Source organism: Cupriavidus sp. 05N38 (genome assembly GCF_056397345.1).
Window position 1 is genome coordinate 177222 of the sequence record NZ_JBFTNF010000002.1, and the last position, 24808, is coordinate 202029.

At 67.6% G+C, this 24808-nt stretch carries 22 protein-coding genes; 4 read left to right on the forward strand and 18 right to left on the reverse strand.

Going from position 1 to position 24808, the window contains the following annotated elements; all coding sequences use genetic code 11:
* The first annotated feature begins 95 nt into the window (after positions 1-95).
* Positions 96-797: a glutathione binding-like protein gene (locus AC1DK4_RS01780; RefSeq protein ID WP_441612082.1), complete on the forward strand. Its 702-nt coding sequence runs from the start codon at positions 96-98 to the stop codon at positions 795-797.
* Positions 798-810: 13 nt separating this feature from the next.
* Here the strand turns inward: AC1DK4_RS01780 and AC1DK4_RS01785 are convergent, their stop codons facing one another.
* From AC1DK4_RS01785 to AC1DK4_RS01825, 9 genes are all read right to left on the reverse strand, one after another.
* Positions 811-1467 (reverse strand): methionine ABC transporter permease, encoded by a 657-nt coding sequence (locus AC1DK4_RS01785; protein WP_441612081.1) that lies wholly within the window; start codon positions 1465-1467, stop codon positions 811-813.
* Entirely contained in the window at positions 1448-2380 is a 933-nt protein-coding gene (locus AC1DK4_RS01790) for a methionine ABC transporter ATP-binding protein (protein WP_441612276.1), read from the reverse strand. Before AC1DK4_RS01790 ends, AC1DK4_RS01785 begins: the two co-directional genes overlap by 20 nt.
* 25 nt (positions 2381-2405) lie before the next feature.
* Complete coding sequence (locus AC1DK4_RS01795; RefSeq protein ID WP_441612080.1) at positions 2406-3218, reverse strand: MetQ/NlpA family ABC transporter substrate-binding protein; 813 nt, start codon at positions 3216-3218, stop codon at positions 2406-2408.
* 259 nt (positions 3219-3477) lie between these two features.
* Positions 3478-4686, reverse strand: a complete 1209-nt coding sequence (locus AC1DK4_RS01800; protein ID WP_441612079.1) for an ABC transporter substrate-binding protein — start codon at positions 4684-4686, stop codon at positions 3478-3480.
* 88 nt (positions 4687-4774) lie between these two features.
* Positions 4775-5545, reverse strand: coding sequence for an enoyl-CoA hydratase/isomerase family protein (locus tag AC1DK4_RS01805; protein WP_441612078.1), 771 nt, complete (start codon positions 5543-5545; stop codon positions 4775-4777).
* Between the two features lie 79 nt (positions 5546-5624).
* A complete protein-coding gene (locus tag AC1DK4_RS01810; RefSeq protein WP_441612077.1) occupies positions 5625-6428 on the reverse strand; it encodes an enoyl-CoA hydratase-related protein in 804 nt (267 codons plus the stop codon).
* 11 nt (positions 6429-6439) lie between these two features.
* On the reverse strand, positions 6440-7207 hold the full coding sequence (locus tag AC1DK4_RS01815; protein WP_441612076.1) for a glucose 1-dehydrogenase: 768 nt from the start codon (positions 7205-7207) through the stop codon (positions 6440-6442).
* Between the two features lie 4 nt (positions 7208-7211).
* Entirely contained in the window at positions 7212-8888 is a 1677-nt protein-coding gene (locus tag AC1DK4_RS01820; RefSeq protein WP_441612075.1) for an AMP-binding protein, read from the reverse strand.
* Between the two features lie 71 nt (positions 8889-8959).
* Positions 8960-10984 (reverse strand): oxidoreductase, encoded by a 2025-nt coding sequence (locus AC1DK4_RS01825; protein WP_441612074.1) that lies wholly within the window; start codon positions 10982-10984, stop codon positions 8960-8962.
* A 417-nt stretch (positions 10985-11401) separates the two neighbouring features.
* Between AC1DK4_RS01825 and AC1DK4_RS01830 the strand changes: the two genes are divergently transcribed.
* On the forward strand, positions 11402-11878 hold the full coding sequence (locus AC1DK4_RS01830; RefSeq protein WP_441612275.1) for a MarR family winged helix-turn-helix transcriptional regulator: 477 nt from the start codon (positions 11402-11404) through the stop codon (positions 11876-11878).
* A 387-nt stretch (positions 11879-12265) separates the two neighbouring features.
* Positions 12266-14350 carry a putative bifunctional diguanylate cyclase/phosphodiesterase gene (locus tag AC1DK4_RS01835; RefSeq protein WP_441612073.1) on the forward strand — a complete coding sequence of 695 codons (2085 nt, stop codon included), beginning with the start codon at positions 12266-12268 and terminating at the stop codon, positions 14348-14350.
* A gap of 71 nt (positions 14351-14421) precedes the next feature.
* Here the strand turns inward: AC1DK4_RS01835 and AC1DK4_RS01840 are convergent, their stop codons facing one another.
* The 9 genes from AC1DK4_RS01840 to AC1DK4_RS01880 form a co-directional block, all read right to left on the reverse strand.
* Positions 14422-15108, reverse strand: coding sequence for an MlaC/ttg2D family ABC transporter substrate-binding protein (locus AC1DK4_RS01840; protein WP_441612072.1), 687 nt, complete (start codon positions 15106-15108; stop codon positions 14422-14424).
* 181 nt (positions 15109-15289) lie between these two features.
* Entirely contained in the window at positions 15290-16354 is a 1065-nt protein-coding gene (locus tag AC1DK4_RS01845) for a 2-aminoethylphosphonate aminotransferase (RefSeq protein WP_441612071.1), read from the reverse strand.
* A complete protein-coding gene (gene aepY, locus AC1DK4_RS01850) occupies positions 16354-17538 on the reverse strand; it encodes a phosphonopyruvate decarboxylase (protein WP_441612070.1) in 1185 nt (394 codons plus the stop codon). The genes AC1DK4_RS01845 and aepY overlap by 1 nt, the downstream gene beginning before the upstream one ends.
* Entirely contained in the window at positions 17535-19241 is a 1707-nt protein-coding gene (gene aepX / locus AC1DK4_RS01855; RefSeq protein WP_441612069.1) for a phosphoenolpyruvate mutase, read from the reverse strand. The genes aepY and aepX overlap by 4 nt, the downstream gene beginning before the upstream one ends.
* Positions 19238-20002, reverse strand: a complete 765-nt coding sequence (locus AC1DK4_RS01860; protein ID WP_441612068.1) for a phosphocholine cytidylyltransferase family protein — start codon at positions 20000-20002, stop codon at positions 19238-19240. Before AC1DK4_RS01860 ends, aepX begins: the two co-directional genes overlap by 4 nt.
* Before the next feature lie 31 nt (positions 20003-20033).
* The gene (locus AC1DK4_RS01865) at positions 20034-21059 is read right to left on the reverse strand and encodes an HpnL family protein (RefSeq protein WP_441612067.1); all 1026 of its coding nucleotides are present in this window, start codon (positions 21057-21059) and stop codon (positions 20034-20036) included.
* Positions 21056-21883 (reverse strand): 2OG-Fe(II) oxygenase family protein, encoded by an 828-nt coding sequence (locus AC1DK4_RS01870; RefSeq protein ID WP_441612066.1) that lies wholly within the window; start codon positions 21881-21883, stop codon positions 21056-21058. Before AC1DK4_RS01870 ends, AC1DK4_RS01865 begins: the two co-directional genes overlap by 4 nt.
* Entirely contained in the window at positions 21880-22554 is a 675-nt protein-coding gene (locus AC1DK4_RS01875; protein WP_441612065.1) for a CDP-alcohol phosphatidyltransferase family protein, read from the reverse strand. The genes AC1DK4_RS01870 and AC1DK4_RS01875 overlap by 4 nt, the downstream gene beginning before the upstream one ends.
* Positions 22555-22870: 316 nt before the next feature.
* Complete coding sequence (locus AC1DK4_RS01880) at positions 22871-23764, reverse strand: LysR family transcriptional regulator (protein ID WP_441612064.1); 894 nt, start codon at positions 23762-23764, stop codon at positions 22871-22873.
* 120 nt (positions 23765-23884) lie between these two features.
* Here AC1DK4_RS01880 and AC1DK4_RS01885 point away from each other — a divergent pair, with 120 nt between their 5' ends.
* The gene (locus AC1DK4_RS01885) at positions 23885-24778 is read left to right on the forward strand and encodes an alpha/beta fold hydrolase (protein WP_441612063.1); all 894 of its coding nucleotides are present in this window, start codon (positions 23885-23887) and stop codon (positions 24776-24778) included.
* The last annotated feature ends 30 nt before the right edge of the window (positions 24779-24808 follow it).

Consider the following 24808-nt stretch of genomic DNA (forward strand, 5'->3'; position numbering starts at 1 on the left):
CCTTCAAGAATCCCCGGGCACGGCCAGCAGGAAAGGCTGCGCGCTCCTATAATCGACCGGCCTTCACCGCTCCCTCCGGGAAAAGGACCTGCGCCATGATCGACCTGTACTACTGGACCACGCCCAATGGCCACAAGATCGCCATGTTCCTGGAGGAGGCCGGACTGCCCTACCGCGTGGTGCCGGTCAACATCAGCCGCGGAGACCAGTTCGAGCCAGCCTTCCTGAAGATCTCGCCCAACAACCGCATCCCGGCCATCGTGGACCATGCGCCGGCCGATGGCGGGGAACCGCTCTCGACCTTCGAGTCGGGTGCGATCCTGCTGTACCTGGCCGACAAGACCGGGCATCTCATCGCGCAGGACCTGCGCGGGCGCAATATGGCGCTGCAGTGGCTGTTCTGGCAGATGGGCGGGCTGGGTCCGATGGCCGGGCAGAATCATCACTTCGTGCAGTACGCGCCGGAACAGCTGCCCTACGCCATCGAGCGCTACGTGAAGGAGACGGCGCGCCTGTATGGCGTGCTGAACAAGCACATGGCGGACGGCCGCGATTTCATCTGCGGCACCGAATATTCGATCGCGGACATCGCATGCTACCCATGGGTGGTGCCGCACGAACGGCAACGGCAGGACCTCGCCGATTTCCCGCACCTGCAGCGCTGGTTCGCGCGCGTGCGCGCGCGTCCCGCCACCGAACGGGCCTATGCGCTGGCCAATACCGTCAACACCGCGCCGGTGGTCAGCGAGGATTCCAGGAGCGTGCTGTTCGGGCAGGACGCCTCGAGCGTGCGCTGAGGCCGCTGAGGCGTCAGCGGCGGTGATCGAAGCGGCGCGCCAGCCGCTCGCCGCCGAACTGCACCAGCGTCACCAGTGCGATCAGGATGGCAATGACGTTGAACATCACCGCGGTCTCGTAGCGCTCGTAGCCATAGCGGATGGCGAGGTCGCCGAGGCCACCGGCACCGACCGCGCCGGCCATGGCCGACGAGCCGATCATGGCAATCACGCTGACCGTGGCGCCGCCCACGATGCCCGGCAGCGCTTCGGGCAACAGCACGTGGCGCACGATGTGCCAGCGGCGGCAGCCCATGGCGCGCGCGGCTTCGATCAGGCCGGGGTCGATCTCGTTGAGGCTGACCTGGGCGATGCGGGCGAAGAACGGAATCAGGTGCACGCTCAGCGGCACCACCGCCGCCCAGGTGCCCATGGTGGTGCCCACGATCAGCCGCGTGACCGGCAGCATCGCCACCAGCAGGATGATGAAGGGTATCGAGCGGAAGGTGTTGACCAGCACCGACAACGTGCGGTGCAGGCGGGGCCGCGGGCGCAGTCCGCCCGGCGCACTGAGCGTCAGCACGATCGCCAGCGCCATGCCGCACACGAACACTACCAGGCAGGCAGAGCCGGTCATCAGCAGGGTCTCGCCCAGCGCTTTCACATACTTGTCAGCCAACGGCGGAAACATGGTCGCTTGCCTCGTTGTCGCTGGCGCGCTTGCTTGCATGGGCCGCATTGGCTGCCGCGGACTCGATGGCCAGGTTCGCCATGTGCGCTGCGCGGGCAATGCCGCCGGCGAGCTGCAGCGGGCGCAGCAGCGCCAGCGTGGCGGCAGCCTGCGGCTGCGCGAACACCTGCTCGACCGTGCCATGCTCCACCACCTGGCCGTGGTCGAGCACCAGCACGCGGTCGCAGGCCTGGCGGATCACCGCCATGTCGTGCGTGATCAGCACCACCGTCAGCCCCAGCTGGCGATTGATGTCGCGCAGCAGGGCGAGGATCGATTCCGTGGTTTCCGGGTCGAGCGCAGAGGTAGCCTCGTCGCACAGCAGGATCTCCGGGCGCTGCACCAGCGCGCGCGCAATGCCCACGCGCTGCTTCTGCCCGCCCGAGAGCGTGGCCGGATAAACCTGCGCCTTGCCGCCCAGGCCAACGAGTTCGAGAAGTGCCGTCACGCGCGGCGCGATCTCCGCGCGCGGCACACCGGCCACGCGCAGCGGCAGCGCCACGTTCTCGAAGACGGTCTTGGCCGACAGCAGGTTGAAGTGCTGGAAGATCATGCCGACGCGGCGGCGCAGCGCCACCAGCCCGTCTTCGTCGAGCGCGCCCGCATCCACGCCGTCCACGCGCACCTGGCCCGTGCTCGGCCGCTCCAGCATGTTGATGGTGCGCAGCAGCGTGGACTTGCCGGCGCCGCTGCGGCCGATAATGCCGAAGATCTCCCCGCGCGCCACGGTGAAGGACACCTCCGCGAGCGCCGCGGCCGGCGCGCCGGGATATTGCTTGCCGAGCCGGTCGAACACGATATGCGGCACGGGAGACGATTGCGGGGATGAGTGCGGGAACGCCTGCGGCACGGCGGGATCCTCCTGGAACGGCATCGGCATCAAGGAACTGTGGCTGGCGTCAGAATGCCGGGATGACCGAGCCCTGGTACTTGCTCAGGATGAACTTGCGCACTTCCTCAGAGTGGTAGGCCTTGATCAGCGGCGCCACCCACGGCGCGGCCTTGTCGCGCTCGCGCACGGCGATCACGTTCACGTAGGGGTTGTTCTCCTTTTTCTCCACGGCGATGCCGTCGCGCGTGGCGACCAGGCCGGCCTGGTAGGCGAAGGTATTGACCACGGCGGCGGCATCCACGTCGGGCAGCGAGCGCGCCAGCACCACCGACGCGCTTTCGACCAGGTCCAGCTTGCGCGGGTTGGCGGTCACGTCGGCCAGCGTGGCGGTACCGGTGAACGGGTCGAAGCCGTCGCGCAGCTTGATCAGGCCGTGGTCGCGCAGGATCACCAGCGCCCGGGTCTGGTTGCTGGGATCGTTGGGAATGCCGAGGCGCGCACCCTGCGGCAGCGTCTCCAGCGACTTGTACTTCTTCGAGTAGAAAGCGATCGGCGAGATCAGCGTATCGGCCACCGCCACGATCTTGTAGCCGCGCTGCGTGACCTGGTCGCGCAGGAAAGGCTTGTGCTGGAAAGCGTTGGCATCGAGGTCGCCGTTGTTGAGCGCCTCGTTGGGGCTGGCGGTGCCGGTGATGACGATGGGTTGTACGTTGAGGCCCTGCTTCCTGGCCACCTGGGTGACGACCTCCCAGATTTCTTCGTCGACGCCGCCGCGCACGCCCACCTTGATGGTCTTGTCGGCGGCCAGCGCCGGAGCCGAGCCGATGGCGAGCGCGGCCGAAGCGGCCAGCAGGGTGGAGAGAATCGTGCGCAGGTTCATGAGCGGTCTACCTCGGGGTCGGTTTGCGTTGACGGCGGTGGCGCGATGCCAGGGGATGCAGTCTAGGCAGGCACCCGCTCCGCGGTCCACGAATGTTTCCGCAGTAGCAAATCCGGAAAAATGCGGCGCACGCGGCATGCCGGCGGTGACGGGATGCGGCGCGCGGCGCCTGACCGGCGCCGCGCGCGTCTCCCCTCCCCCTCTCACCTCCCCTCTCTCCCGGAAGGGCCCTGCGCAAGGCTGCCCGGCGCGGGCACCCCTAGCCCTTCAGGAACCTGCACGTGCTCTCCGCCTGCGGCCTGAATGCGGATGCCCCCGGTATGGTCCTGGTGATCTTCAGCAGATCCCAGCCGTTGCGCGATTCGCCCGGCGTCTTGACCTGGGCCAGATAGAGATCGTGCACCATCAATCCGTTCTTCTGGATTGTTCCGTTGCTGGCAAAGAAGTCGTTGACGGGCATTGCCTTCATCTTCTCGACCACCTTGTCGCTGTCGGCGGTGCCTGCCTCCTTGATCGCCTTCAGGTAATGCATCGTCGCCGAATAGGCGCCGGCCTGCACCATGGTCGGCATGGCCTGGTGCGCCTCGAAAAAGCGCTTCGAGAACGCCCTGGTGGCCTCGTTGGCATCCCAGTAGAAGGCGGTGGCGAACTGCAGCCCTTGCGCCAGGTTCAGGCCGATGCCGCGAATATCGGTCTCGAAGATCAGCAATGGCGCGATCACCTGCTTGCCGCGGCCAAGGCCGAACTCCGCGGCCTGGCGAATGGCATTCTGCGTGTCCTTGCCGGCGTTTGCCAATCCGATCACCGAAGCCTTCGAACTCTGCGCGGCGACCACGAAGGACGAGAAATCCGGCGCGCCGATCGGATGCCTGGAGGAACCGAGCGTGACCCCGCCCATCTTCTTCACCACCGCGGACGTGTCGCTCTCCAGTGCCTGGCCGAATGCATAGTCTGCGGTGATGAAGTACCAGCTGCTTCCCCCGCCGTCGACGATCGCCCGCCCCACGGTGTTGGCCAGGGCCTGCGTGTTGTACACATAGTGGATGCCATACGGGGAACACTCGGACTCGGTAAGCGCCGAGGTGGCGGCCTGGACAAAGATGGTCACCTTCTTGCGCTCCAGCCCCAGCCGTTGCAGCGCGATGGCCGAGGCCGAATCCGTGCCCTCCAGGATCATGCCGACCTGCTCGCGGTCATACCATTCCCGCGCCCGGGTGGCGGTGACATCGACCTTGTTCTGGGAATCCGCCGTGAGGATCTCGATCGGCCTGTCCAGCACCTTGCCGCCGAAGTCCTTGACCGCCATCTTCACCGCCGTCGCCATGCCCCGGCCGCCAAGCGCCGAGTAGACACCGGTCATGTCGGCAATCACGCCGATCCTGACCGGTTGCGCGGGCGTCTCGCCATGTGCCGCCGACCAGGCCAGAAGCGCCATGGCGGCAGCGGCGGCCGTCGCTTTTTTCTTCATGTCTTGTCTCCTCCTTTATTGGCTCGACCCGCATATGGCGCATGGCATCCGGCCGGCGCGGCCGTTCCTGCGCCCTGCCGGCGGGTGGTCAGCAGTCCTTGAAGACAGCCGCGCGCTTTTCCAGGAAGGCGGCCATGCCCTCCCTTGCGTCTCTGGTCTGGAATGCCTGTGCGATGAGGTCCGCCTCGATGCGCAGCCCCTGCGGCAGCGGCACGGAAAGCGCGCGCTGCACCGCGTCCCTTGCCAGTACGGAAGCGCACTGGCTGTAGCCGGTAAAGCGTTGCGCAAAATTCCGGGCGATCGCGACGGGGTCGCCGTCCTCGACAAGCTCGTTGACCAGTCCGATCTCCCTGGCCTCCCGCGCATCGATGATCCGTCCCGACATCACCAGTTCCAGCGCGCGCGATTCGCCAACCAGCCGCGGCAGCCGCTGCGTGCCGCCGTAGCCGGGTAGCAGGCCAAGCTTGATTTCAGGCAGCCCCATCTGTGCGCTGGTGGTGGCTACCCGGAACGTGCACGCCATGGCCAGTTCGAGCCCGCCGCCGAGTGCATAGCCATGCAGGACGGCAACGGAAGGTATGCGCAGGCGGTCCAGGCGCATGAACGTCTCCTGGCCCATGCCGATGCCGTCGCGCTGCGCCCAGAAATCCCGGTCGGCCAGGCCCGCCACGTCGGCGCCGGCGGAAAACGCCTTGTCGCCCGCGCCAACCAGCGCCAGCATGCGCGCCCGTGACGCCGATACCTGGTCGAGCGCGCGGCCGATGTCTTCGATCAGCGGCAGGCTCAACGCATTGAGACGGTCCTGCCGGTCGATCGTGATGACGGCCAGGGGGCCGTCGTAATGTAGTTTGATTGCCATGGTGTGTGTCCGGTCTGTCGAGTGCGCGCCGCGCCCGGGCGCCCCGCCTGCGGTGCGGGGGCGCGGATGGCATGCCGGGTCAGGAATCGTTCCGGCCGGCGCCGGCATGGCGGCGAAAATCCGGCTTGCGCTTTTCCAGGAACGCGGCCACGCCTTCGCGTGACTCGGCGGACTGGTAGTACAGCGCCAGCGCCTGCATGCCTAGCCCGCCGATGCCGCGGATGGAATCGGAATCGGCATTGAAAGAGCGCTTTGCGATCGCGATCGCGGTGGGACTCAGGGCAAGGATCTCGTCACACCAGCGCGCCACTTCCTGGTCAAGCTCTTCGGGCGCGACCACGCGATTCACCAGGCCCATGTCCAGCGCCTCCCGGGCTCCATAGCGGCGGCACAGGAACCAGATTTCCCTGGCCTTCTTTTCTCCGACCACGCGCGACAGATAGGCCGTGCCGAAACCCGGGTCCACCGAGCCCACCTTGGGGCCGACCTGGCCGAAGATGGCGGATTCGGAGGCGATGGCAAGGTCGCAGCAGGTGACAAGCACGTTGCCCCCGCCGATGGCATAGCCATTCACCCTGGCGATCACCGGCTTGGGCACCTCGCGGATGAGGCTCTGCAGTTCCTCGACGGGCAGGCCCACGATGCCCCTTCCGTCGTACTTGCCGCTGTGCGCGGACTGGTCCCCGCCCGTGCAGAACGCCTTGTCGCCGGCGCCGGTCAGCACGACCACGCCGATGGACGGATCCCATCCCGCGTCGTGCAGCGCATCGATCAGTTCATCGCAAGTCTTGCCCCGGAACGCGTTGTAGCGCTCCGGCCGGTCGATGGTGATGCGTGCCACGCCGTCCGTCTTCTCCAGGCGGATATCTGTGTAGTTGCTCATTGTCTTCCCTCTTATCCGTGCATGGTGAGTCCACCGGACACACTGATGGTCTGTCCGGTAATGAAATCCGCTTCCTGGCTGGCAAGGAAGGCCACGATCCCGGCGATATCGTCCGGCTTGCCGAGCCGCTTCAGCGGAATGGCGCGCTTCAGGCCTTCGTACAGTTTTTTCCCGTACTCGCCGTCGCCGCCGAACGACTGCAGCAGCGCGGTGTCCGTCGGTCCGGGGCAGACGGTGTTCACGCGGATGTTCTGGCTGGCGCATTCGCGCGCAATCGTCTTCGAGAAGGCGATCACGCCACCCTTGCACGCGGAATAGACGGCCTCCCCGGAGGACCCCACGCGCCCGGCGTCCGACGCGATGTTCACCACCATGCCGCCGCCCGCGGCCACCATATGGGGCAGCACGGCATGATGGAGATTCAATGGCCCGATCAGGTTGATCGCGATCACCTGGTTCCAGAACGCGGGCGTGCTTTCCAGGAACTGGACCGGTACGTCCCACCCCGCGTTGTTCACCAGTGCATCGATACGGCCGAATCTCTCGCCCACGGCGGCCATCTCGCGCGTGACGCCGGCATGATCCGTGATATCGAGCGCGACCTGCAGCGGCCGCGGCCCCAGGCCCGCCAGGCTGTCGGCAAGACGCTGCAGCGACGCCTGGTTCTTGTCGACGGCGATGACCTGCGCCTGCTCTTCGACAAAGCGCCGGCTGATGGCCGCGCCGATGCCGCCGCCGGCGCCTGTGATCACGACGATCTTTCCTTTCAGTTCCCGCATGACGCTACTCCGCACATTGTTGATTCACCGTGATGACGCCGGTCGCCGCCAGGTGTTCTGCCGCTGAAGCCCGCAACTTGAATTTCTGTAGTTTTCCCGTCGCGGTGCGGGCAAGTTCATCGAAAATGACATGGCGCGGCGTCTTGAAGCCCGGCAGGCGCGCGCGACAGAATTGAATGATTTCATCGGCATCGATGCGCCCGACGGCATCCGCCTTGAGCTCGACGATGGCGCACGGCACCTCCCCCCAGCGCTGGTCGGGCACCGCGACCACCGCGACATTGGCCACTGCCGGGTGCTCGTACAGGACATCCTCGACCTCGACGGAGGAGATGTTCTCGCCGCCGGAAATGATGATGTCCTTCGACCGGTCCTTGATCTCGATGTAGCCATCGGCGTGCACGATGGCGAGATCGCCGGTGTGATACCAGCCGCCCGCGAACGCTTCTTCCGTGGCCGCGGGATTCTTGAAATAGCCCTTCATGGCGAGGTTTCCGCGCAAGAGGATTTCCCCGATCGACGCGCCGTCATTGGGAACCGGCGACTGCGTCGCCGGATCGACAACGCGCATCTCGTTGAGCACCACGGTGCGCACGCCCTGCCGGGTCAGGTGCTTGAGATGCACCTCGCCCGGGAGGGCTTTCCATGCTTCCTGGCTCTGGCACAGGGTGGCAACCCCATGCATCTCGGTCATCCCGTATACGTGCAGGACCGAGAATCCGAGTTCCATGAGCCTGCGGAATACCTGGGGCGGTGGCGAGGCGCCGCCCGACAGCACCCGTATCGGGTTCTCCGGCGGCTGCCAGCCATCCGGCGCCCCCTCGATCAGGAAGGCCAGCACCGTCGGCGCGCAACAAAAATGCGTCACGCCGAATCGTTCGATGGCGTCGTAGATGACGGCGGCGCTCACCTTTCGCGTGCACACCTGCGTGCCGCCGATCGCGGCCATGGCCCATGCATAGCACCAGCCGTTGCAGTGGAACAATGGCAAGGTCCAGAGATACACCGGGACCGGGCCGGTCAGCTCCGCGTTGACAAGCTGCGCCAGCGCGTTCAGGTAAGCGCCGCGGTGGTGGTAGACCACGCCCTTCGGGTTGCCGGTCGTCCCCGAGGTGTAGTTGAGCGCGATCGCATCCCATTCGTTCTCCGGGAAGCGGAGCTCCGGCCGGGAGGGCGAGCTGTCCAGGAACGCTTCATACTCGATGCTGCCGATGCGCGCGCCGCCCTCTGCCGCCGGGTCTGCGATGTCCACTACCGCAATGGGCAACCCGAGCCGTTCGATCGCATCGCGGGCGACCGTGGAAAACTGCTGGTCGACCAGAAGCAGGCGGGTCTCGGAATGCTGCAGGATAAACGCCATGGCTGCCGCATCCAGGCGCGTATTGATGCAGTTCAGGACCGCGCCCGCCATCGGCACGCCGAATTGCGCTTCGAGCATTGCCGGCGTGTTCGGCGCCATGATGGCCACGGTGTCGCCTCTCTCGATACCGTGGGCAATCAGTGCGCCGGCGAGCTTGCGGCAGCGGCTCGCATACTCCGCCCAGGAGTACGAGCGGTCGCCGTAGATGACTGCGGTGCGCTGCGGATACACATCGGCCGCGCGGCTGAGGAAATGAATCGGCGTCAGCGGCTGAAAGTTGGCTTCGCGCTGGTCTAGCTCGTTGTTGAACTTGGTCACCATGGGGCGTCTCCAGGAAATCCCTGCTCTTATTGGCGTAATGGCGTTCTGAATTGATTGCGCTGCGGGAACCGCTACACGGTCATGGCAAGCCGTGTCGCCTGGTCGATCGCCCTCAGGGCGTCCAGCTCGCTGGCGACATCGGCGCCGCCGATGACATCCACCGCCGCGCCGCTGGCGCGGAGCTCCTCGTACAGGCTGCGCTCCGATTCCTGCCCTGCGCAGAGCACGACGTGGTCGACGTCGAGCACATGATCCTTGCCGTCTACCGAGTAGTGCAGGCCGTCGTCGTCAACGCAGCGATAGACCGCGCCGCCCGTCATGACCACGTTCGCGCGCTTGAGCCTCGACTTCAGGATCCATCCGGTGGACTTGCCCAGGCGCTTGCCCAGGCTTTCCTGCTTTCTCTGGAACATGAAGACCTGCCGCCGGGGCTTGCCGCCTGCCTCTGCCGATGCCTGCAAGCCCCCGGAAGTGGACAACGACGTATCGACGCCCCATGCCCGGAGGAAATGCGCGGGGGCAAGCGCCTCCTCGGCGTCGCCCAGCAGGAATTCCGCCACGTCGAAGCCGATCCCTCCCGCGCCGATGATGGCGACCCTGTCGCCCACTTTTGCGCCACCGGCCAGCACATCGATGTAGGACACGACCTTCGGGTGGTCCACGCCCGGGAAACCCGGCGAGCGGGGGCGAACGCCGGTCGCGACGACGATCTGGTCGTAGCCTTCGTCCCTGAGCTGCGCTGCCGTCACGCGGCAACCCAGGCGAACGTCCACGCCGAGGTTCGCGATACGCGTGCGGAAGTACCTGAGCATTTCATTGAACTCGTTCTTCCCCGGCACGACCCGCGCCATGTTGAGCTGGCCGCCAAGCTCGGCGCCCGCTTCGAACAAGGTGATCTCGTGCCCCCGCTCCCGCGCATTGATGGCAAAGGCCATGCCGGCGGGACCGCCGCCGACGACCGCGATCTTCTTGCTGGCCACCGATGCCGCGGCAACGAATTCGATCTCCCTGCCGGCGCGCGGATTCACCAGGCACGTGGCGGTGCGCTCGGTAAAGATGCGGTCCAGGCAGGCCTGGTTGCAGCCGATGCAGGTATTGATCTCCGCCACGTTGCCAAGCCGTGTCTTCCTGGCGAAGTCCGGGTCCGCCAGCAGCGGCCGCGCCATCGAGACCATATCCGCGCAGCCCGAGGAGAGCAGCGACTCGGCGCCTTCCGGGGTATTGATCCGGTTGGAGGCAATCACGGGAATGCGGACCGCGCGCTTGACGTTCTCGATGGCGTAGGCCCAGGCGGCGCGCGGCACCGATGCGGCGATGGTCGGCACCGCGGACTCATGCCAGCCGACCCCGGTGTTGATGATGTTGGCGCCCTCGGCTTCGGCGCGCCGCGCAAGTTCCGCGACCTCCTCGCCGGTCATCCCGCCGTCGACCAGGTCGACCGCCGAAATGCGGTAGATGACCAGGAATGTGTCGCCGACGCGCTTGCGGATGGCCTTGATGACCTCCAGGGGAAAGCGGATCCGTGCCTCGAAGCTCCGGCCGAATTCGTCGGTCCGCTGGTTGGTGACGCGGGCCGTGAACTGATTGATCAGGTAGCCCTCCGAGCCCATGATCTCGACACCGTCGTAGCCGCCTTCGCGCGCCAGCTGCGCAGTAAAGGCGAAGTCTTCGACGGTCTTCCAGACTTCCTCCGTGGACAGCGCGCGCGGCGCGATCGGGTTGATCCTGGCGCGCGTGGCGGATGGCCCGACGCAGTGCTCGTGCTTGGCATAGCGCCCCGCGTGAACGATCTGCAAGGCGATGCGCCCGCCCGCGGCGTGGACCGCGCCGGTGATGGCATGGTGTTCGGCCAGCTGCGAGCGCTCGCACAGCAGCGGCGCGCCCGGCTCGAAGATGCCTTCGATGCTCGGCGCGTAGCCGCCCGTCAGGATCAGGCCGGCTTCGCCTTCGGCGCGCCTGCCGTAGAAGGCCGCCAGGCGCTCGTGCGGCCTGTCCAGCGTCTCCAGGCGCGTATGCATTGCGCCCATCACGATGCGATTGCGAAGGGTCAGGGCGCCGACATCGAGCGGGGCCATCAAATGGGGGTATGGATTCATGATCTCCTCGTTTTGGTAGTCCACGAAGTGGTTGTACTGAGTCTAGTTCAGTCGGCCTATTGTGTAAACATGTTGATGTATGTTCGTTTCGCGGCCTAGGGAAAATACGTAGCAAACTGGATTATTTGCCGGAAAAACTGCCGAATGGCTCGCTTGATGAACTGACATGTATATCAATGTATTGTTCTATATGCGTAAAACGGGACAAGCCGGGGCGGGGCCTGGCAACGGGCAGCCGGCCAGGGGGCGGTATCATTGCCATCCGCTCTCGCGCCGGTCCGCGCGCGGGTACGATGTGGACGCCGGCCGCGAGGCTCGCCATGCCGGCCCGCGGCTCACGGCGCGGGGATGACAGGGGCCACCAGCGGCCACCAGCGGCATGCGTGCCGCAGTTCGAATCAGAAGAGAAAGACCAAAATGGAATCTGGAAGCACGCAAACGGGAGCCCCTCAATCGGGGCTCGATGTCACCAACCGGCTCTTCTTCCGCTTGTTTCAGATCGGCAATGTCCTGCAGCGGCAGACCGCCAAGGAACTCGGCATCAGCGGCGTGCAGTGGGCGGTAATGGGCGCCCTATCCCGGCCCAAGGCAAAGGATGGGATGTCGTTCTCGGAGCTGGCGGAATATCTCGTGGTCAGCCGCCAGAATCTCGATGGCGTGCTGAAGCGGCTCGAGCGCGACGAGCATGTGTCGCGTGTTGCCAGCGAGGAGGACCGGCGTGCCCGCCGCGTGGTGCTGACGGACAAGGGGCGCCACTTCTGGGAAGCATTGCAGCCCCGGATCCATGAGTTCTACCGGCAGGCCGTGGTCAATCTGCGCTTCGATGACAAAGTCTCCTTTCTGCACTTCGTGAATACGCTGCAGGCCGACCTCGGCAAGGTCCGGCTGCCCTGACGGCTGGGCGCTTGCGGCGGTTGCCCGCGCGCCTCGGGCGGCGCCGGGACCCCGGCGCGCAAGCGACACGCCGCGGTGATTCAGGAATCCATATTCGGGCGTGCGCCTGCGGGTGTAAACCCACTGTTTTGAATGCCTTCAATGCATTTATGAATGGGATTTCACCCGGCGTGGCCGCGGGACCAGGCAAGGCGCGCGTGTTCATGCATGCCGGCGAGTCCGGGCCTGGCAAGCGCCGGCCGCCCGCAGCCGCCCGCCTAAAGTTGGACGCCAGCCTGTCGATATGAAACGGACTGGCGCGTTTTTTATTTTTTTGCATCCTCCGGCACGAGTGACGTGTGATTCGCGAGGTATGCAGTACCAGTCAACGTCTTGGAAGGGCATCCCATGCTTGCCAGTAGCTACAACAGTCTGCTCGTGCTGTTCTCACTGCTTGTCGCGATCCTGGCTTCGTACACGGCCCTGGACATGGCCGGGCGCATCGCCTCCGCGCAGGGCAACGCCGCGCGCTGGTGGCTGGCGGGCGGCGCCTGCGCCATGGGCACGGGCATCTGGTCGATGCACTTCGTCGGCATGCTGGCGCTGCACCTGCCCATCCCGCTTGGCTATGACCCGGCGATCACGCTGGGCTCGCTGCTGATCGCCATCGCATCCTCGGCGCTGGCACTGTGGCTGGTGGGCCGCGACACGCTGCCCTGGCGGCGGCTGACGGGTGGCGCGCTGCTGATCGGCGCCGGCATTTCCGGCATGCATTACACCGGCATGGCCGCGCTGCGCATGCAGCCGGGCATCCGCTATGTTCCCTCCCTGTTCCTGCTGTCGGTGGCCGTGGCGGTGCTGGCCGCCGGCGCGGCGCTGTGGATCGCCTTCCGGCTGCGCAGGCAGTCCGTCTGGGTGCGACCCCTGCGCGCGGGCGCTGCGGTGGTGATGGGCCTGGCCATCGTCGGCATGCACTACACCGGCATGGCGGCGGCCGGGTTCCCGCCCGGCAGCATCTGCGGCGCGGCCAGCGACGGCGTGGATGCCGGCTGGCTGGCGGTGGTGATCATCGTCGCCACGCTGGCGGTGCTGGCGATCGCGCTGATCATCTCGGTGCTGGACGTACGCCTGGAGGCGCGCACCTCGATACTGGCGCGCTCGCTGGCCGAGGCCAACCAAGAGCTGACCTACCTGGCCCTGCACGACAACCTGACCAAGCTGCCCAACCGCGTGCTGCTGGAAGACCGGCTCGAACAGGCGATCCAGGCCGCCGGGTGGGAGCAGGGCCGCTTCGCGCTGATGTTCATGGACCTGGACGGCTTCAAGGCGGTCAACGATGCCTATGGCCATCCCGTCGGCGACCTGCTGCTGGTTGAAGTGGCGCGGCGCCTGAGCGCCACGGTACGCGCGCAGGACACCATCGCCCGGCTCGGCGGCGACGAATTCGTGCTGCTGGCCGCCGTGGGCGAACCGGCGGACGCCGCCACGCTGGCCGACAAGGTGCTGAGCGCCATCCGCGAGCCGTTCCAGGCGGCGGGACGCGAGCTGCGCGTGTCCACCAGCATCGGCATCGCCATGTACCCCGGCGACGGCGACCTGCAGCATGACCTGATGACCAATGCCGATGCGGCCATGTATCACGCCAAGGCGCTGGGCCGCAACGCCATCTGCTTCTTCGAGGCATCGATGAACGCCAACGTGCACGAGCAGCTGCAACTGGTGCAGGACCTGCGCCAGGCACTGGAGCGGCGCGAACTGGTGCTGCAATACCAGCCCAAGCTGACCGCGCCCAGCGGTCCGGTGACGGGCGTGGAAGCACTGGTGCGCTGGGCCCATCCCACGCGCGGCCTGATCGGCCCGGACCACTTCATCCCGCTGGCGGAGAAGACCGGCCTGATCGTGCCGATCGGCGAATGGGTGCTGGACGAAGCCTGCCGCCAGATGCGGGAATGGCGCAACGCCGGCCACCCGGAGTGGAGCGTGGCGGTCAACCTGTCGGCACTGCAGTTCCGCCACGCCAGCCTGATCCGCACCGTGCGCGAGACCCTGGCGCGCCATGCGCTCGAGCCGCACTGCCTGACGCTGGAAGTCACCGAATCCACCGCCATGCGCGACGCCGATGCCAGCCTGAAGATCCTGCAGCAGCTGCACGACATGGGCGTGCGCATCTCGATCGACGATTTCGGCACCGGCTATTCGAGCCTGCTCTACCTCAAGCGGCTGCCGGCCAGCGAGCTGAAGATCGACCGCGCCTTCGTCCGCGAGCTGGCGCGCGATACCGAGGATGCCGCCATCGTCTCGGCCATCGTGGCACTGGGGCGCACGCTCAACCTGAACATCGTCGCCGAAGGCGTGGAGACGGCCACGCAGCAGGAGTTCCTCACCCGGCTGGGCTGCGACTCGCTGCAGGGCTTCCTGCTGGGCCGGCCGATGTCGGCGGACCAGCTGATGGACGCGCTGGCACGCGACGCCATGCTGGAAACGGCTGCCTAGCCCGGGCGCGACGACGCGCATGGCCTGCGTTCGCGCGGCCGTCGCCCCGCGGCCGGGGACCGGCGCCCGGCTCAGGCCGCGTTATGGCTGACCAGGTACTTGATCAGCCCGTCGATGCCGCTCTTGGCCACGATGTCGGCGAACTGCCGGCGGTAGACCTCGATCAGCCACGCGCCGCTCATATTGATGTCGTAGATCGACCAGCCGGTCGCGCCGCGCTGCAGCCGGTAGTCGATCTGCACCTCGTCGCCGTTGTTGATGACGCTGGTCTCGACCACCGTATCGGTGCCGGCGGCGCGCGGCGGCTTGTAGCGGAACTTCAGCGCCTGGTCGCGCACCTGCGACAACGACAGGGCGTAGCTGCGCACCAGCAAGGTCTGGAATTGTTCGTAGAGCTGCTTCTGCTGTTCGGGTGTTGCAGTGCGCCATGCATTGCCGACGGCCAGCCGCGTGGTGCGCTGGAAATCGGTATAGGGGAGAAACTGGCGGCGCACCACGGCCGTGATCTTCTCCAGGTCGCCGCCGCGGGTATCGGGACTGGCCTGGATGGTGGTGAGCACGCCTTCCACGGCGGCGCGCACCATGCGGTCCGGTGCGGAGCGGTCCACGGCGGGTGCCGGAGCGTCGGCGGCGCGGGCGGCGGGCGCCAAGGCCGCGCCAATTGCCAGCGCGGCGCAGGCGCCGAGGGCGGCAAGCGCGGCCACGTTGATCCTGGCGGCCACGGCAAGCCCGCCCCGGTGACAAAGGCTACGACGCATCGCGATCTACCTCCGATGTACGTCCATGAGCGGATTGCGGCGCGGCCGGAACCCCGGCATGCCGCTTCCATTGCCTAATGCTAGTGCTTCGCCCGCAAAAACCAAAAGGCGGCAGCGCGGGAATCCCGCGCTGCCGCCTTGGGTGTTGCTATTCGCGCCGCTCCCGCGGCGCTTGTCATTTTTACTGCGTCAGTTCCCTGAAGCCCTGCAGCAGGCGGTCGATATCGTCCGGCTGGATATTGCCCATCGTCGAGATGCGGAACAGCTCGGCCGACAGGCCGCCCTGCCCGGCGTAGATGACGAAGCCACGCGCCTTCAGGCCATCGTGCAGCTGCGCATACGACAGGCCCGCCGGCAGATGGTAGGCGCGCAGCACCACCGAGGATTGTCCGGCCGGCCACAGTGCCGGCATGCCCAGCGCCTCCAGCCCCACGCGCGCGCGCTCGGCCAGGCTGGCGTAGCGCGCGTGGCGGGCCTGCCAGCCGCCTTCGTCGGCCAGCTCGCGCAGTGCTTCCACCAGCGCGTAGTAGGCGTGCACGGAGGGCGTGAACGGCGTATTGCGCTGGTCCTGCAGGCGTGCCAGGCGGCCCAGGTCCAGGTAATAGGTGCGGCTCGCGGCCTGCGCCAGCGCGCTGCGCCGCACAATGACGAAGGACGCACCGGGCACCCCGTGCAGGCATTTGTTGGCGGTGGCGGCCACGGCGTCGATATGGCCATTGAAATCGATGGCCTCCGCGCCGAAGCTGCTCACGCCGTCCACCAGCAGGCGCACGCCACGCGCGCGGCACAGCGCGTCCAGCGCCGGCAGGTCGTTCAGGCGCCCGGTGGTGGTCTCGTGGTGGATCACGGCCACGTGCGTGATGGCGCGGTCGGCCTCGAGCGCGGCAGCGATACGGGCGAGGTCGGGCGCCTCCTTCCAGTCGTGCGCCACCACCTCGTGGGCGATGCGGTACTGGCCGGCGATCTGCGCGATGCGCTCGCCATAGACACCGTTCTGCACCACCAGCAGCTTGCCGTTCTCGGGCACCAGCGCGGCGGTCATGCTTTCCATCGCGGCGGTGCCGGAGCCGGTCATCAGCACCGCGGCCCATTCGGCGGGATCGAGCTGGTAGATATCCAGCAGCCGCGCGCGCGCTTCGTCCTGCAGGTCGAAGAACTCGCTCTCGCGGTGGCACAGGTCGGGCTGCAGCAGGCTGCGGCGCACGCGCTCCGACAGCGTGACGGGACCCGGATTGAGTAGCAGCATCAGTTGGCTCCTTGGGTTGCGCCGAGATCCGCGCTGATCTGGCGGGCCAGGCGGGTCCTGACCTCGACCGGCGTCACGGTGGGACGCGGCAGGCCGTCCGGCGTGCCGGCGCTGATCGACAGCGCCACCAGGCGCGGGCCCGCGGCGCGGGCCGGCTGCGCCAGCGTTTCGTCCAGCAGGGCGAGGTTGTCGCCTTCCACCGCCGAGGCATAGCCGCATGCGGCCGCCACACCGGCAAACGAGACATTGTGCGATACCGTGGCCTGCCCGCCCGTGGAATCGTGGGCGCCGTTGTCCAGCAGCACGTGGGTCAGGTTGGACGGGCCATAGGCGCCGAGCGTGGCGAACACGCCCATGCGCATCAGCGCCGCGCCGTCGCCGTCCACCGCGATCACGTGCAGGTCCGGGCGCGCCAGCGCCAGGCCGAGCGCGAACGGCGTCAGGCAACCCATCGAGCCCACCATGTAGAGCTGGTTGGCGCGGTCATCGAGCGCGTACAGCTCGCGCCCGCAGAAACCGGTGGAGGCCAGCACCACGGTGTTGTCCAGCGGCGAATGCGCGATCACGCGCTGCAGCGCTTCGCGGCGCGTGGGCAGTGCGCCCGCGCCGCCAGGCACGGTGCGCGGCACGGCCTTCGGGCGCGGCGCGGGGCGCGCCTGTTCCTTTAGCGCGTACGGCGCCACGCTGCCCTTTTGCATCACCAGCGCGTAGGGCCGGCCCGTGGCGTCCATATGGGCCACCGCGCGGTCCAGCGCCGGGCCTACCTCGGCCGGGTCGGTCGGGAAGGTCTCCCACGGGATCTCCATGGTGTCGAGCATGTTCGGCGTGACCGGGCCCATCAGTGCGTGCTGCGGCTCGTCGGCAACGCCCGGCTGGCCGCGCCAGGTGACGATCAGCAGTTGCGGCAGGCGGAAGGTCCAGGTCAGCGAGGTCAGCGGGCTGACCGCGTTGCCCAGGCCCGAGTTCTGCATCATGGTGATGCCGCGGCGGCCTTCGCGCGCGCCCAGCGTCACCCCTGCGATCAGGGCCACCGCGTCGCCCTCGTTGGCCGCCGAAACGTAGTGCAGCGTGGGATCCTGCAGCACGTAGTTGATGAACGGCGTCAGGTACGAGCACGGCACCCCGGCATACCAGTCGAAGCCGCGCGCGCGCGCGGCCTCGACGAACTGTGCCGCTTCGATCATCGGGCTTCCTCGCCGTCCGTGGTGTCGGCCGCGAACTGCGTCTGCGTGTGGGCGAAATCGCCCGCGCGGCGGAAGTCGTCCAGGTCGTTCACGCCACGCCAGTGGCCGTGCACGTACTTGACCTCGATTTCCTCGCCGGCCTCGACCAGCGCGTTGAGCAGCGCCGGCAGGTCCAGCGTGTCGAAGTCATCGCGCGCGCGCAGCTCGCCGATCAGCTTCTGCAGGCGCACGCGCCCTTCGCCGCGCACGTTGAGCAGGCCGATCCAGCGGCCATTGGCCGGCTGGGCGGGGGCCGCGCCGGCTTGTTCCGCCTTGCTCGAGACATGGCGCAGCAGGACCTTCTGGCCGAACAGGTCGCGGTCGTCCGCGGCCGAGCACCAGGCGAAGTCGTGCACGCTCTGGTTGGACGGCGCATTCTGCGACGAGTCCACCACCACGCTGAACGGCGCCTCGCTTTCCAGCAGGTCGCGCAGGATATAGCTGCGGAACAGCAGGTCGCCGTAGGCGATCACGGTGTCGGTCTGCAGGCCGTCGACCGCGCACGCCAGCGAGGCCAGCTCGCCGGTATGGGCGTGGCGCTCGTTGACCACCAGCTTGATGCCGGCGGTATCGATGGCGCCGGCCTGGTAGCCGCCCACCACGGTGATGTCGTTGATCGACTGTTTCTTGAACGCATCCACCAGCCAGCGCAGCAGCGGCTTGCCGGCCACCGGCAGCATGACCTTGGGCTTGTCCTCGGTCAGGGCTTCCAGGCCCTTGCCGCGGCCCGCGGCCAGCACCACCGCCGCGCCCGGCACCTGCGTGCCGGACAGGTAGATCTTCTCGGCGGCCGAGTATTCGTCGGCGTCCTGCAGGCGGAAGATCTCGTTGACGGTGGCGATGCGGTCCTCCACGTTGACCAGCGTCTCGCTGTCGTGGATTTCGCGGGCCACGGCCTGCATCGACGACGCGGCCACGCGGATCAGGTGGTTGGCCCAGATCACCAGGCTGATGCCGGCCTTGCGATAGGCTTCGGTGGGCGTGCTGTAGTACTTGGTCGGCACGATCACCAGCGGGCCGCGGCCGGCCCACTCGCGCGCGAAGGTCAGGATCTCGTCGGGCTTGGACAGCTTGCTGTGGATCAGGATGGCGTCGGCGCCGGCCTGGCGGTAGGCCTCGGCGCGGCGCAGCGCCTCGTCCATGCCCCAGCCCGCGATCAGCGCTTCGACGCGCGCCACGATGGAGAAATCGTCGTCGGCCTGCGAGTCCTTGCCGGCCTTGATCTTGCCGCAGAATTCATCGATCTCGGCCAGCGGCTGGCGCTCGCCGTCGATGAAGCTGTTGGTCTTGGGGAACTGCTTGTCCTCGATGCACACGCCGGCGATGCCGCGCTGCTCGAGCTTGCGCACCAGGCGGCGCATGTTGTTGAAGTTGCCGTAGCCGGTGTCGCCGTCGAGCAGGATCGGCAGGTCGCTGGCGTCGGCCATGAACTCGAGGTTGTCGACCACCTGGGTCCAGCTCGCCTCGTTGTTGTCGCGCACGCCGAACTGCGCGGAGATCGCCAGGCCCGAGGCCCAGATGCCCTTGAAGCCGGCCTCGCGCACGATGCGCGCGGACAGGCCGTTGTGGGCTTCCATGATGAATTCGAGTTCCTTGCCGACCAGCATCTGGCGCAGGCGGGCGCTGCGCGTGGCGCGCGGGAAAATCGGGTCAATCGCGTTCATTGTGCTACTCCCACGGGGCGCTGCAGTTCAGGCAAGACTTCGTCGCGCGCGCGCGCGACGTCGTTCGGAAAATCGATCTCGATCCAGGGTGCGCCGCTCACGTCGGCGGTGTCGAAGACATGGCCGCCTTCGAGCAGCAGGTCACGCACCGCTTCTTCGTGCGGCATGTTGGCGCGGCCGCCGTCCACATAGCCCTTGACGATCTCGGCCAGGCGGCGCGCGGTCTGTTCCTGGAAGCGGAAGAAACCGACGGATTCGCCGATGGTGTCGTACTCCAGGCCCGCGGCCAGCTGCTTGCGCAGCTCGACCGGCACGCCATCCTTCAGGCACAGCTTGACGGGCTCGTCGCCGGCTTCGAAATCGCGGTCGATCAGCAGGCGGTTGGTCGTGGTGCCGGCCACCAGGGCGCTCAGGATGCGCTCGTCGTACAGCACGTCGGCATCCATCAGCAGCACATCGCCGCCGCGCGTGAGCGCGTCGGCCACGGTGTGCACGGTCAGCACGCTGCCCAGGTCGTAGCGCGGGTTCAGCACGATCTCCGGATACGGCTGGCGGCCCAGGCGCTTGAGCTCGGTTTCCACCTGTCCGGGCTGGAAGCCGAGCGCCAGCACGATCTCGTCGACACCCGCCGCATCCAGCATGCGCAGATGCCGCTCCAGCAGGGTGATCCCCTCAAAACGCAACAGGCACTTGGGGAACTGCTCCCCTTGCTGTTGCTGCAGTCGCAGGCCTAGGCCTGCGGCAAGAATGATTGCTCGCATTCTTTCTCCGCACCCATGCAAATAGCTTCGGTCAATCGGTAGTGGCCTGCCCACTGGCCGCACTGGTGGTGCTGGCCGCGGCACGCCGTCGCTGGAAACTTCTTTCACTCAAATGCAAATACAGCAGCCCCGGCGCACCGAGGCCGATCTCGCGGGCGCGCTTGGCCAGCGAAAGGGCCAGCGCCGCATCCGGCGGCAGGCCCACGATGGGCGCCAGCAGCAGGTAGCCGCCTTCCTGCGCGCCCAGCGAACCAGGGATGGCGAACGCGGCGCCGCGGATGGCCTGCCCCACGCTCTCCAGCAGCAGCGCCTCCACCCAGCTCACCGGGTGGCCGAGGAAATGCAGGGCCAGCCAGACTTCGCCGGTGCCGACCACCCAGCCGGCCAGGCTCAGCACGAAGCTCTTGGCCACCCTGGCGCGGTCGCGGTACATGTCTTGCACGGCCATGTCCACCGCGTCGGCGCGCGTGGTCAGGCCGCTCCAGTCGCGCTTGCCGAACAGCCGGGACAGCACGCGCAGCACGCGGCCGAACAGGCCGCGCTTCTGCACGAAATAGAAGCCGACGATGCACAGTCCGAGCACGGCGGTGACGATCAGGGTGGGCGTGCGCAGGTCGGACAGCGCATCCTGCCCGCCGTACAGGCCGAACAGCGCCAGCCCGGCGAAGGCGAACACCATCTGCGCGAGCGCCTGCATGGTGGTGCTGACCGTAATGGCGGCGGCGGCATCGCGCATGCGCGTGCCGCGCTGCGCCAGGTAGCGCACCATCAGCACGGGGCCACCGATCTGCCCGGCCGGCAGCAGGCTGTTGACCGACTCGCCCGCCCAGCGCGCCAGCAGCGTGTCGCGCAGGCTGCAATGGTCGTCACGCTCGAACAGCACGCGGATGGCGGCGGCGTCCAGCGCCAGCGGCAGCAGATGGAAGGCGGCGACCAGCGCCAGGCCCCAGCCCGCCGACATCAGCGTCGACACGACGGAACCGAAGCCCTGCCAGGCCAGCAGCGCGACAAACAGCGCCACGCCGACCGACAGCAGGATCATTGCAGCACGGGTCATGCGCGTGGCTTCTTCTTGCCGGACATCAGGTTCCTGAACACCTGGCGGAAACCGAAATAGGCCACCGCGTCCTTCATGTTGGAGATAAAGCGCAGCCACGGGCGCATGCCCGGATCGGTGACGTACTCGAAGGTCAGCGAGACGCGGATCTCGTCGGGACCCGCCGGCGTGATGCGGTGGCGCAGCTTGTCGCCATCGAAGAACACCAGCCCCCCCGGGGCGATCTGCACGGTGCCCGGCTCATCGGGCACGTCGGGGTTGCGCGTATGCAGTTCGTAGTCCAGCCGGCAGGAGGACTCGTCGATCACGCCCAGCAGCAGCGTGTAGCGGCGGCCGTCGTAGTAGGAGGTGTCGTAGTGCCAGCCGATGTGGTCGCCCGGGCGCGTGTAGTAGTACAGCGCATACGCATGCGGGTCGGAATCCGGCGAGGGCAGCAGTTTGTCGCCGCACATCTGCTCGAGCCAGGAGATCAGCGCCTTCGAACGGTACAGCTCGGCGATGAACGGGGCCTTCTCGTCGATGGTGTGGCGGCTGACGCTGCCGCCCTGCTTGTGGCCCGGCAGGTAATTGCGGTTGATCTCGGGCATCAGCGCGCGGGCGCTGGCCACCAGTTGCTCGGTGACTTCCGGCGCGAGGAATTCCTGCAGGTTCAGGAAGGCGCCCTGGCGCTCGAAATCGGCGCGCAGGCCGGCGTTGTCCAGGCGGGCGGTCTGCCCTGCCACGCTGGCATCCGGATCGGGCCGCGCGGGCGTGCCCTTGCGCGGCGCCGGCGACGCCACGGCTCGCGGCGCGTCCAGGGTGATGTCGTTGGCTTGCTCGCTCATCGCGTTCCTCGGATATGAGTCGCGGCCATGCGCACCTTGCGCATCACCCGCCAGTAGTCGATCAGCACCAGCACCGCGAACAGCGGGGCGCCGATCGACGCGACGGTCAGGAACGGTGCGATGCCACCGGTCAGGGTCACCAGCGGCAGCAGGTACAGCACGTCTTCGGTCTCGAAGCCGGCCACGGACGCCTGCTTGGTGCCGCTCTTGCCGACCGCGGACTCGATGCGCATGCGCAAGAAGAAGATCAGCGCGACCGCCAGGCCCGCCAGCGTACCCTGCAGCACCGGCGAGAACGCGCCCGCCGGCGCCAGCCCGGTGATCGCCACGCCCATCCCGACGAACAGCAGCACGGTGATGACCGCATCGCTGGCGAGGTCGTAAAAATGGCCGATCTTGCTGGATTTCCCGCTAATTCGCGCCAACTCTCCGTCCGTGTGATCGACGAAATTGGACAGCACGATCAGGAAGGCGCCGTAGTTGGTCCAGGCATAGCCGCCCTGCATCAGGCAGGCGACACCCGCCAGGCCGATCAGCAGGCGCACGGTGGTGAGGTGGTTCGGTGTGATCCAGGAGTCCTTCAGCGGGCGCACGAGCGCGCGCGCAAGGCGGCCGTCCCAGGTACTTGGCGCGGGAGGCTCGCCACGGGAAATCTTTGGATTGTCGTTCATCTGGAATAGATACAGTGGGCAGCGCAAGCTACCCCATCGCTGCCGCAAGGCCCGAATACCAGCGCGACGCCACCCGCCCTGCATTGCGGGAGCGCAAGCCGGCGGGGCGTCGGCGCCACGTAAGGTGGATGCGGATAACGCTGGCCAAACCGCTATGGTAAGCGATGTGACACGCATCGGCACACCCGCCCTGCCGGCGCAGGCGGCGCCTGCCCTGCTTACGCGGCACCGCCCGGCCTCGGCATGCCGAAAAAGTCACACCGAACAGGCCGCGCGCCGGTCGCGCGACGACCGGCCGGGACCCGCGTCACCGCTATCACCCCCTGGTCTCGCCGAAGCGGTGCTGGCGGCCGGCATCGCGCACGGCGTCCGTCAGCGTGCGGGCGGCGGGCGCTCCTTCGCGCACGAAGGCGTAGAAGCGCGCCTTGGGCAGCGCCGGCATGCGGTCGCGCGAATCGAGCACGCGCAGGCCCTCCCGGACCTGGCTGCGCGCCACCGGCGTCACCGCGAAGCCCGCGCGCGCCGCCGACAGGCACCCCGCCATGCTGCTGCTCTCGAAGGCCACGTGCCAGGGCCGCCCCACCCGCGTCAGCGCCGCCACCGCCGACTCCCGATAGACGCACGGCTCGGGGAAGGCCGCCAGCGGCACTTCGGATTCCGGGTCGAAGGGCTCCGCGGCGGCATAGACCCACACCAGTTCTTCCTCCCACAGCAGCTCGCCGCCCGTCGTGCGCGAGCATTGCTTGCCGAACACGATATCGAGCCGCCCCCGCTCCTGCTGGCGCAGCAGGTCGGCCGTGACACCGACCTTCAGCTCCACCGAGACACCGGGATGCCCGCGCCGGAATACCTGCAGCATGCGCGGCAGCCAGGTGCCGGCGAAGTCCTCCGAGCTGCCGATGCGCAGGCGCCCGCGCGCCGGCGCGCCGTGCAGCCGCGCGCGCACCTCCTGCTCCAGCGCGACGATATTGCGCGCGTAGGCGTACAACAGCTCTCCGGCCTGGGTCAGCGTGAAGCTGCGCGTCGTCCTCTCCAGCAGCACGGCGCCGGCGGCCTGCTCGAGCCGCTTGACATGGCCGCTGACGGCCGAAGGCGTCAGGCTCAGCGACTCGGCCGCCAGCGCGAAGCCGCCGCAATCCACCACGGCGAGGTAGGTCCGCAACAGGCCAATGTCGAGGCTGGCCGCCGCCGAAGCCGGCATGGAGTCCATGGGTCACACCACCAATTCATCTTTAAATATTCATAATCATATCCAATACATCACGAATCACGAAGTACGCCGATGCTATCGTCAAGCCATGTCCACTGCCCCGAAAAGGAGCGTCGCGCGATGACCGCCTATCAATTTGCCGCCACCAGCATGCTGGAAACCGGCTACCTCGAATGGAACCCGCGCGGCAAGCGCACGGCAGTGCTCGTTCATGGCTGGCCGGACAGCCCGGAGAGCTGGCGCGGCGTCGCGGCCGAACTCGCCCACGCGGATTTCCGCGTGCTGTGCCCGGCGCTGCGCGGCTTCGGCCCGACCCGCTTCCGCGACGCGGCCACCATGCGCAGCGGCCAGCTGGCGGCGCTCGGGCGCGACCTGCTCGAATTCATCGACACGCTGTCGCTGCGGGACCCGGTGCTGGTCGGGCACGACTGGGGAGCGCGCGCGGTCGCCAATGCCTTCGGCCTGCGGCAGCGGGCGGGTTCGCACCTGGCGATGCTGTCGGTCGGCTATGGCACCAACGATCCGCAGCAAGCCATTTCGCTGCAGCAGGCGCGCAATTACTGGTACCACTGGTACATGGCCACGCCGCGCGGGCAGCGCAGCGTCGAGGAGGACCGGCGCGCCTTCGCGCGCCTGATGTGGGACACATGGTCGCCACCGGGCTGGTACCAGGAGGCCGATTTCGAAGAGGCCGCGGCGGCCTTCGACAATCCCGACTGGGCGGCAGTCGTGCTGCATTCCTACCGCCACCGCTGGGGCTTTGCCGCCGGCGATCCGGCCTATGCAGGGGACGAGCAGGCCTTGCAACCCGCGCCGGTGCTGGCGGTGCCCACGCTGGTCCTGCATGGGGGCCGCGATACCTGCAACCAGCCCGCCAGCTCCGAAGGCAAAGAGGCGTTCTTCTCCGGGCGCTACGTACGGCAGGTGCTGGACGGCGTCGGCCATTTCCCGCAGCGCGAAGCGCCCGCGGCCGTCGCCGAGGCCATCCTGCGCTTCTGCCGGCAGCCGGGCTGAACGCCCGCACCGGGCCGGGCGCCTCCTGCC

What these genes read in the sequence shown, in the direction of transcription:
- AC1DK4_RS01845 (WP_441612071.1), bottom strand. Translation starts at nt 16,354, where the DNA reads ATGCTGCTACTCAATCCGGGTCCCGTCACGCTGTCGGAGCGCGTGCGC.
- AC1DK4_RS01860 (WP_441612068.1), bottom strand. Translation starts at nt 20,002, where the DNA reads ATGCGAGCAATCATTCTTGCCGCAGGCCTAGGCCTGCGACTGCAGCAA.
- AC1DK4_RS01880 (WP_441612064.1), bottom strand. Translation starts at nt 23,764, where the DNA reads ATGGACTCCATGCCGGCTTCGGCGGCGGCCAGCCTCGACATTGGCCTG.
- AC1DK4_RS01795 (WP_441612080.1), bottom strand. Translation starts at nt 3,218, where the DNA reads ATGAACCTGCGCACGATTCTCTCCACCCTGCTGGCCGCTTCGGCCGCG.
- AC1DK4_RS01815 (WP_441612076.1), bottom strand. Translation starts at nt 7,207, where the DNA reads ATGCGGGAACTGAAAGGAAAGATCGTCGTGATCACAGGCGCCGGCGGC.
- AC1DK4_RS01805 (WP_441612078.1), bottom strand. Translation starts at nt 5,545, where the DNA reads ATGGCAATCAAACTACATTACGACGGCCCCCTGGCCGTCATCACGATC.
- AC1DK4_RS01870 (WP_441612066.1), bottom strand. Translation starts at nt 21,883, where the DNA reads ATGAGCGAGCAAGCCAACGACATCACCCTGGACGCGCCGCGAGCCGTG.
- AC1DK4_RS01790 (WP_441612276.1), bottom strand. Translation starts at nt 2,380, where the DNA reads ATGCCGTTCCAGGAGGATCCCGCCGTGCCGCAGGCGTTCCCGCACTCA.
- aepY (WP_441612070.1), bottom strand. Translation starts at nt 17,538, where the DNA reads ATGATCGAAGCGGCACAGTTCGTCGAGGCCGCGCGCGCGCGCGGCTTC.
- AC1DK4_RS01885 (WP_441612063.1), top strand. Translation starts at nt 23,885, where the DNA reads ATGACCGCCTATCAATTTGCCGCCACCAGCATGCTGGAAACCGGCTAC.
- AC1DK4_RS01865 (WP_441612067.1), bottom strand. Translation starts at nt 21,059, where the DNA reads ATGACCCGTGCTGCAATGATCCTGCTGTCGGTCGGCGTGGCGCTGTTT.
- AC1DK4_RS01840 (WP_441612072.1), bottom strand. Translation starts at nt 15,108, where the DNA reads ATGCGTCGTAGCCTTTGTCACCGGGGCGGGCTTGCCGTGGCCGCCAGG.
- AC1DK4_RS01810 (WP_441612077.1), bottom strand. Translation starts at nt 6,428, where the DNA reads ATGAGCAACTACACAGATATCCGCCTGGAGAAGACGGACGGCGTGGCA.
- AC1DK4_RS01835 (WP_441612073.1), top strand. Translation starts at nt 12,266, where the DNA reads ATGCTTGCCAGTAGCTACAACAGTCTGCTCGTGCTGTTCTCACTGCTT.
- AC1DK4_RS01830 (WP_441612275.1), top strand. Translation starts at nt 11,402, where the DNA reads ATGGAATCTGGAAGCACGCAAACGGGAGCCCCTCAATCGGGGCTCGAT.
- aepX (WP_441612069.1), bottom strand. Translation starts at nt 19,241, where the DNA reads ATGAACGCGATTGACCCGATTTTCCCGCGCGCCACGCGCAGCGCCCGC.
- AC1DK4_RS01820 (WP_441612075.1), bottom strand. Translation starts at nt 8,888, where the DNA reads ATGGTGACCAAGTTCAACAACGAGCTAGACCAGCGCGAAGCCAACTTT.
- AC1DK4_RS01780 (WP_441612082.1), top strand. Translation starts at nt 96, where the DNA reads ATGATCGACCTGTACTACTGGACCACGCCCAATGGCCACAAGATCGCC.
- AC1DK4_RS01800 (WP_441612079.1), bottom strand. Translation starts at nt 4,686, where the DNA reads ATGAAGAAAAAAGCGACGGCCGCCGCTGCCGCCATGGCGCTTCTGGCC.
- AC1DK4_RS01785 (WP_441612081.1), bottom strand. Translation starts at nt 1,467, where the DNA reads ATGTTTCCGCCGTTGGCTGACAAGTATGTGAAAGCGCTGGGCGAGACC.
- AC1DK4_RS01875 (WP_441612065.1), bottom strand. Translation starts at nt 22,554, where the DNA reads ATGAACGACAATCCAAAGATTTCCCGTGGCGAGCCTCCCGCGCCAAGT.
- AC1DK4_RS01825 (WP_441612074.1), bottom strand. Translation starts at nt 10,984, where the DNA reads ATGAATCCATACCCCCATTTGATGGCCCCGCTCGATGTCGGCGCCCTG.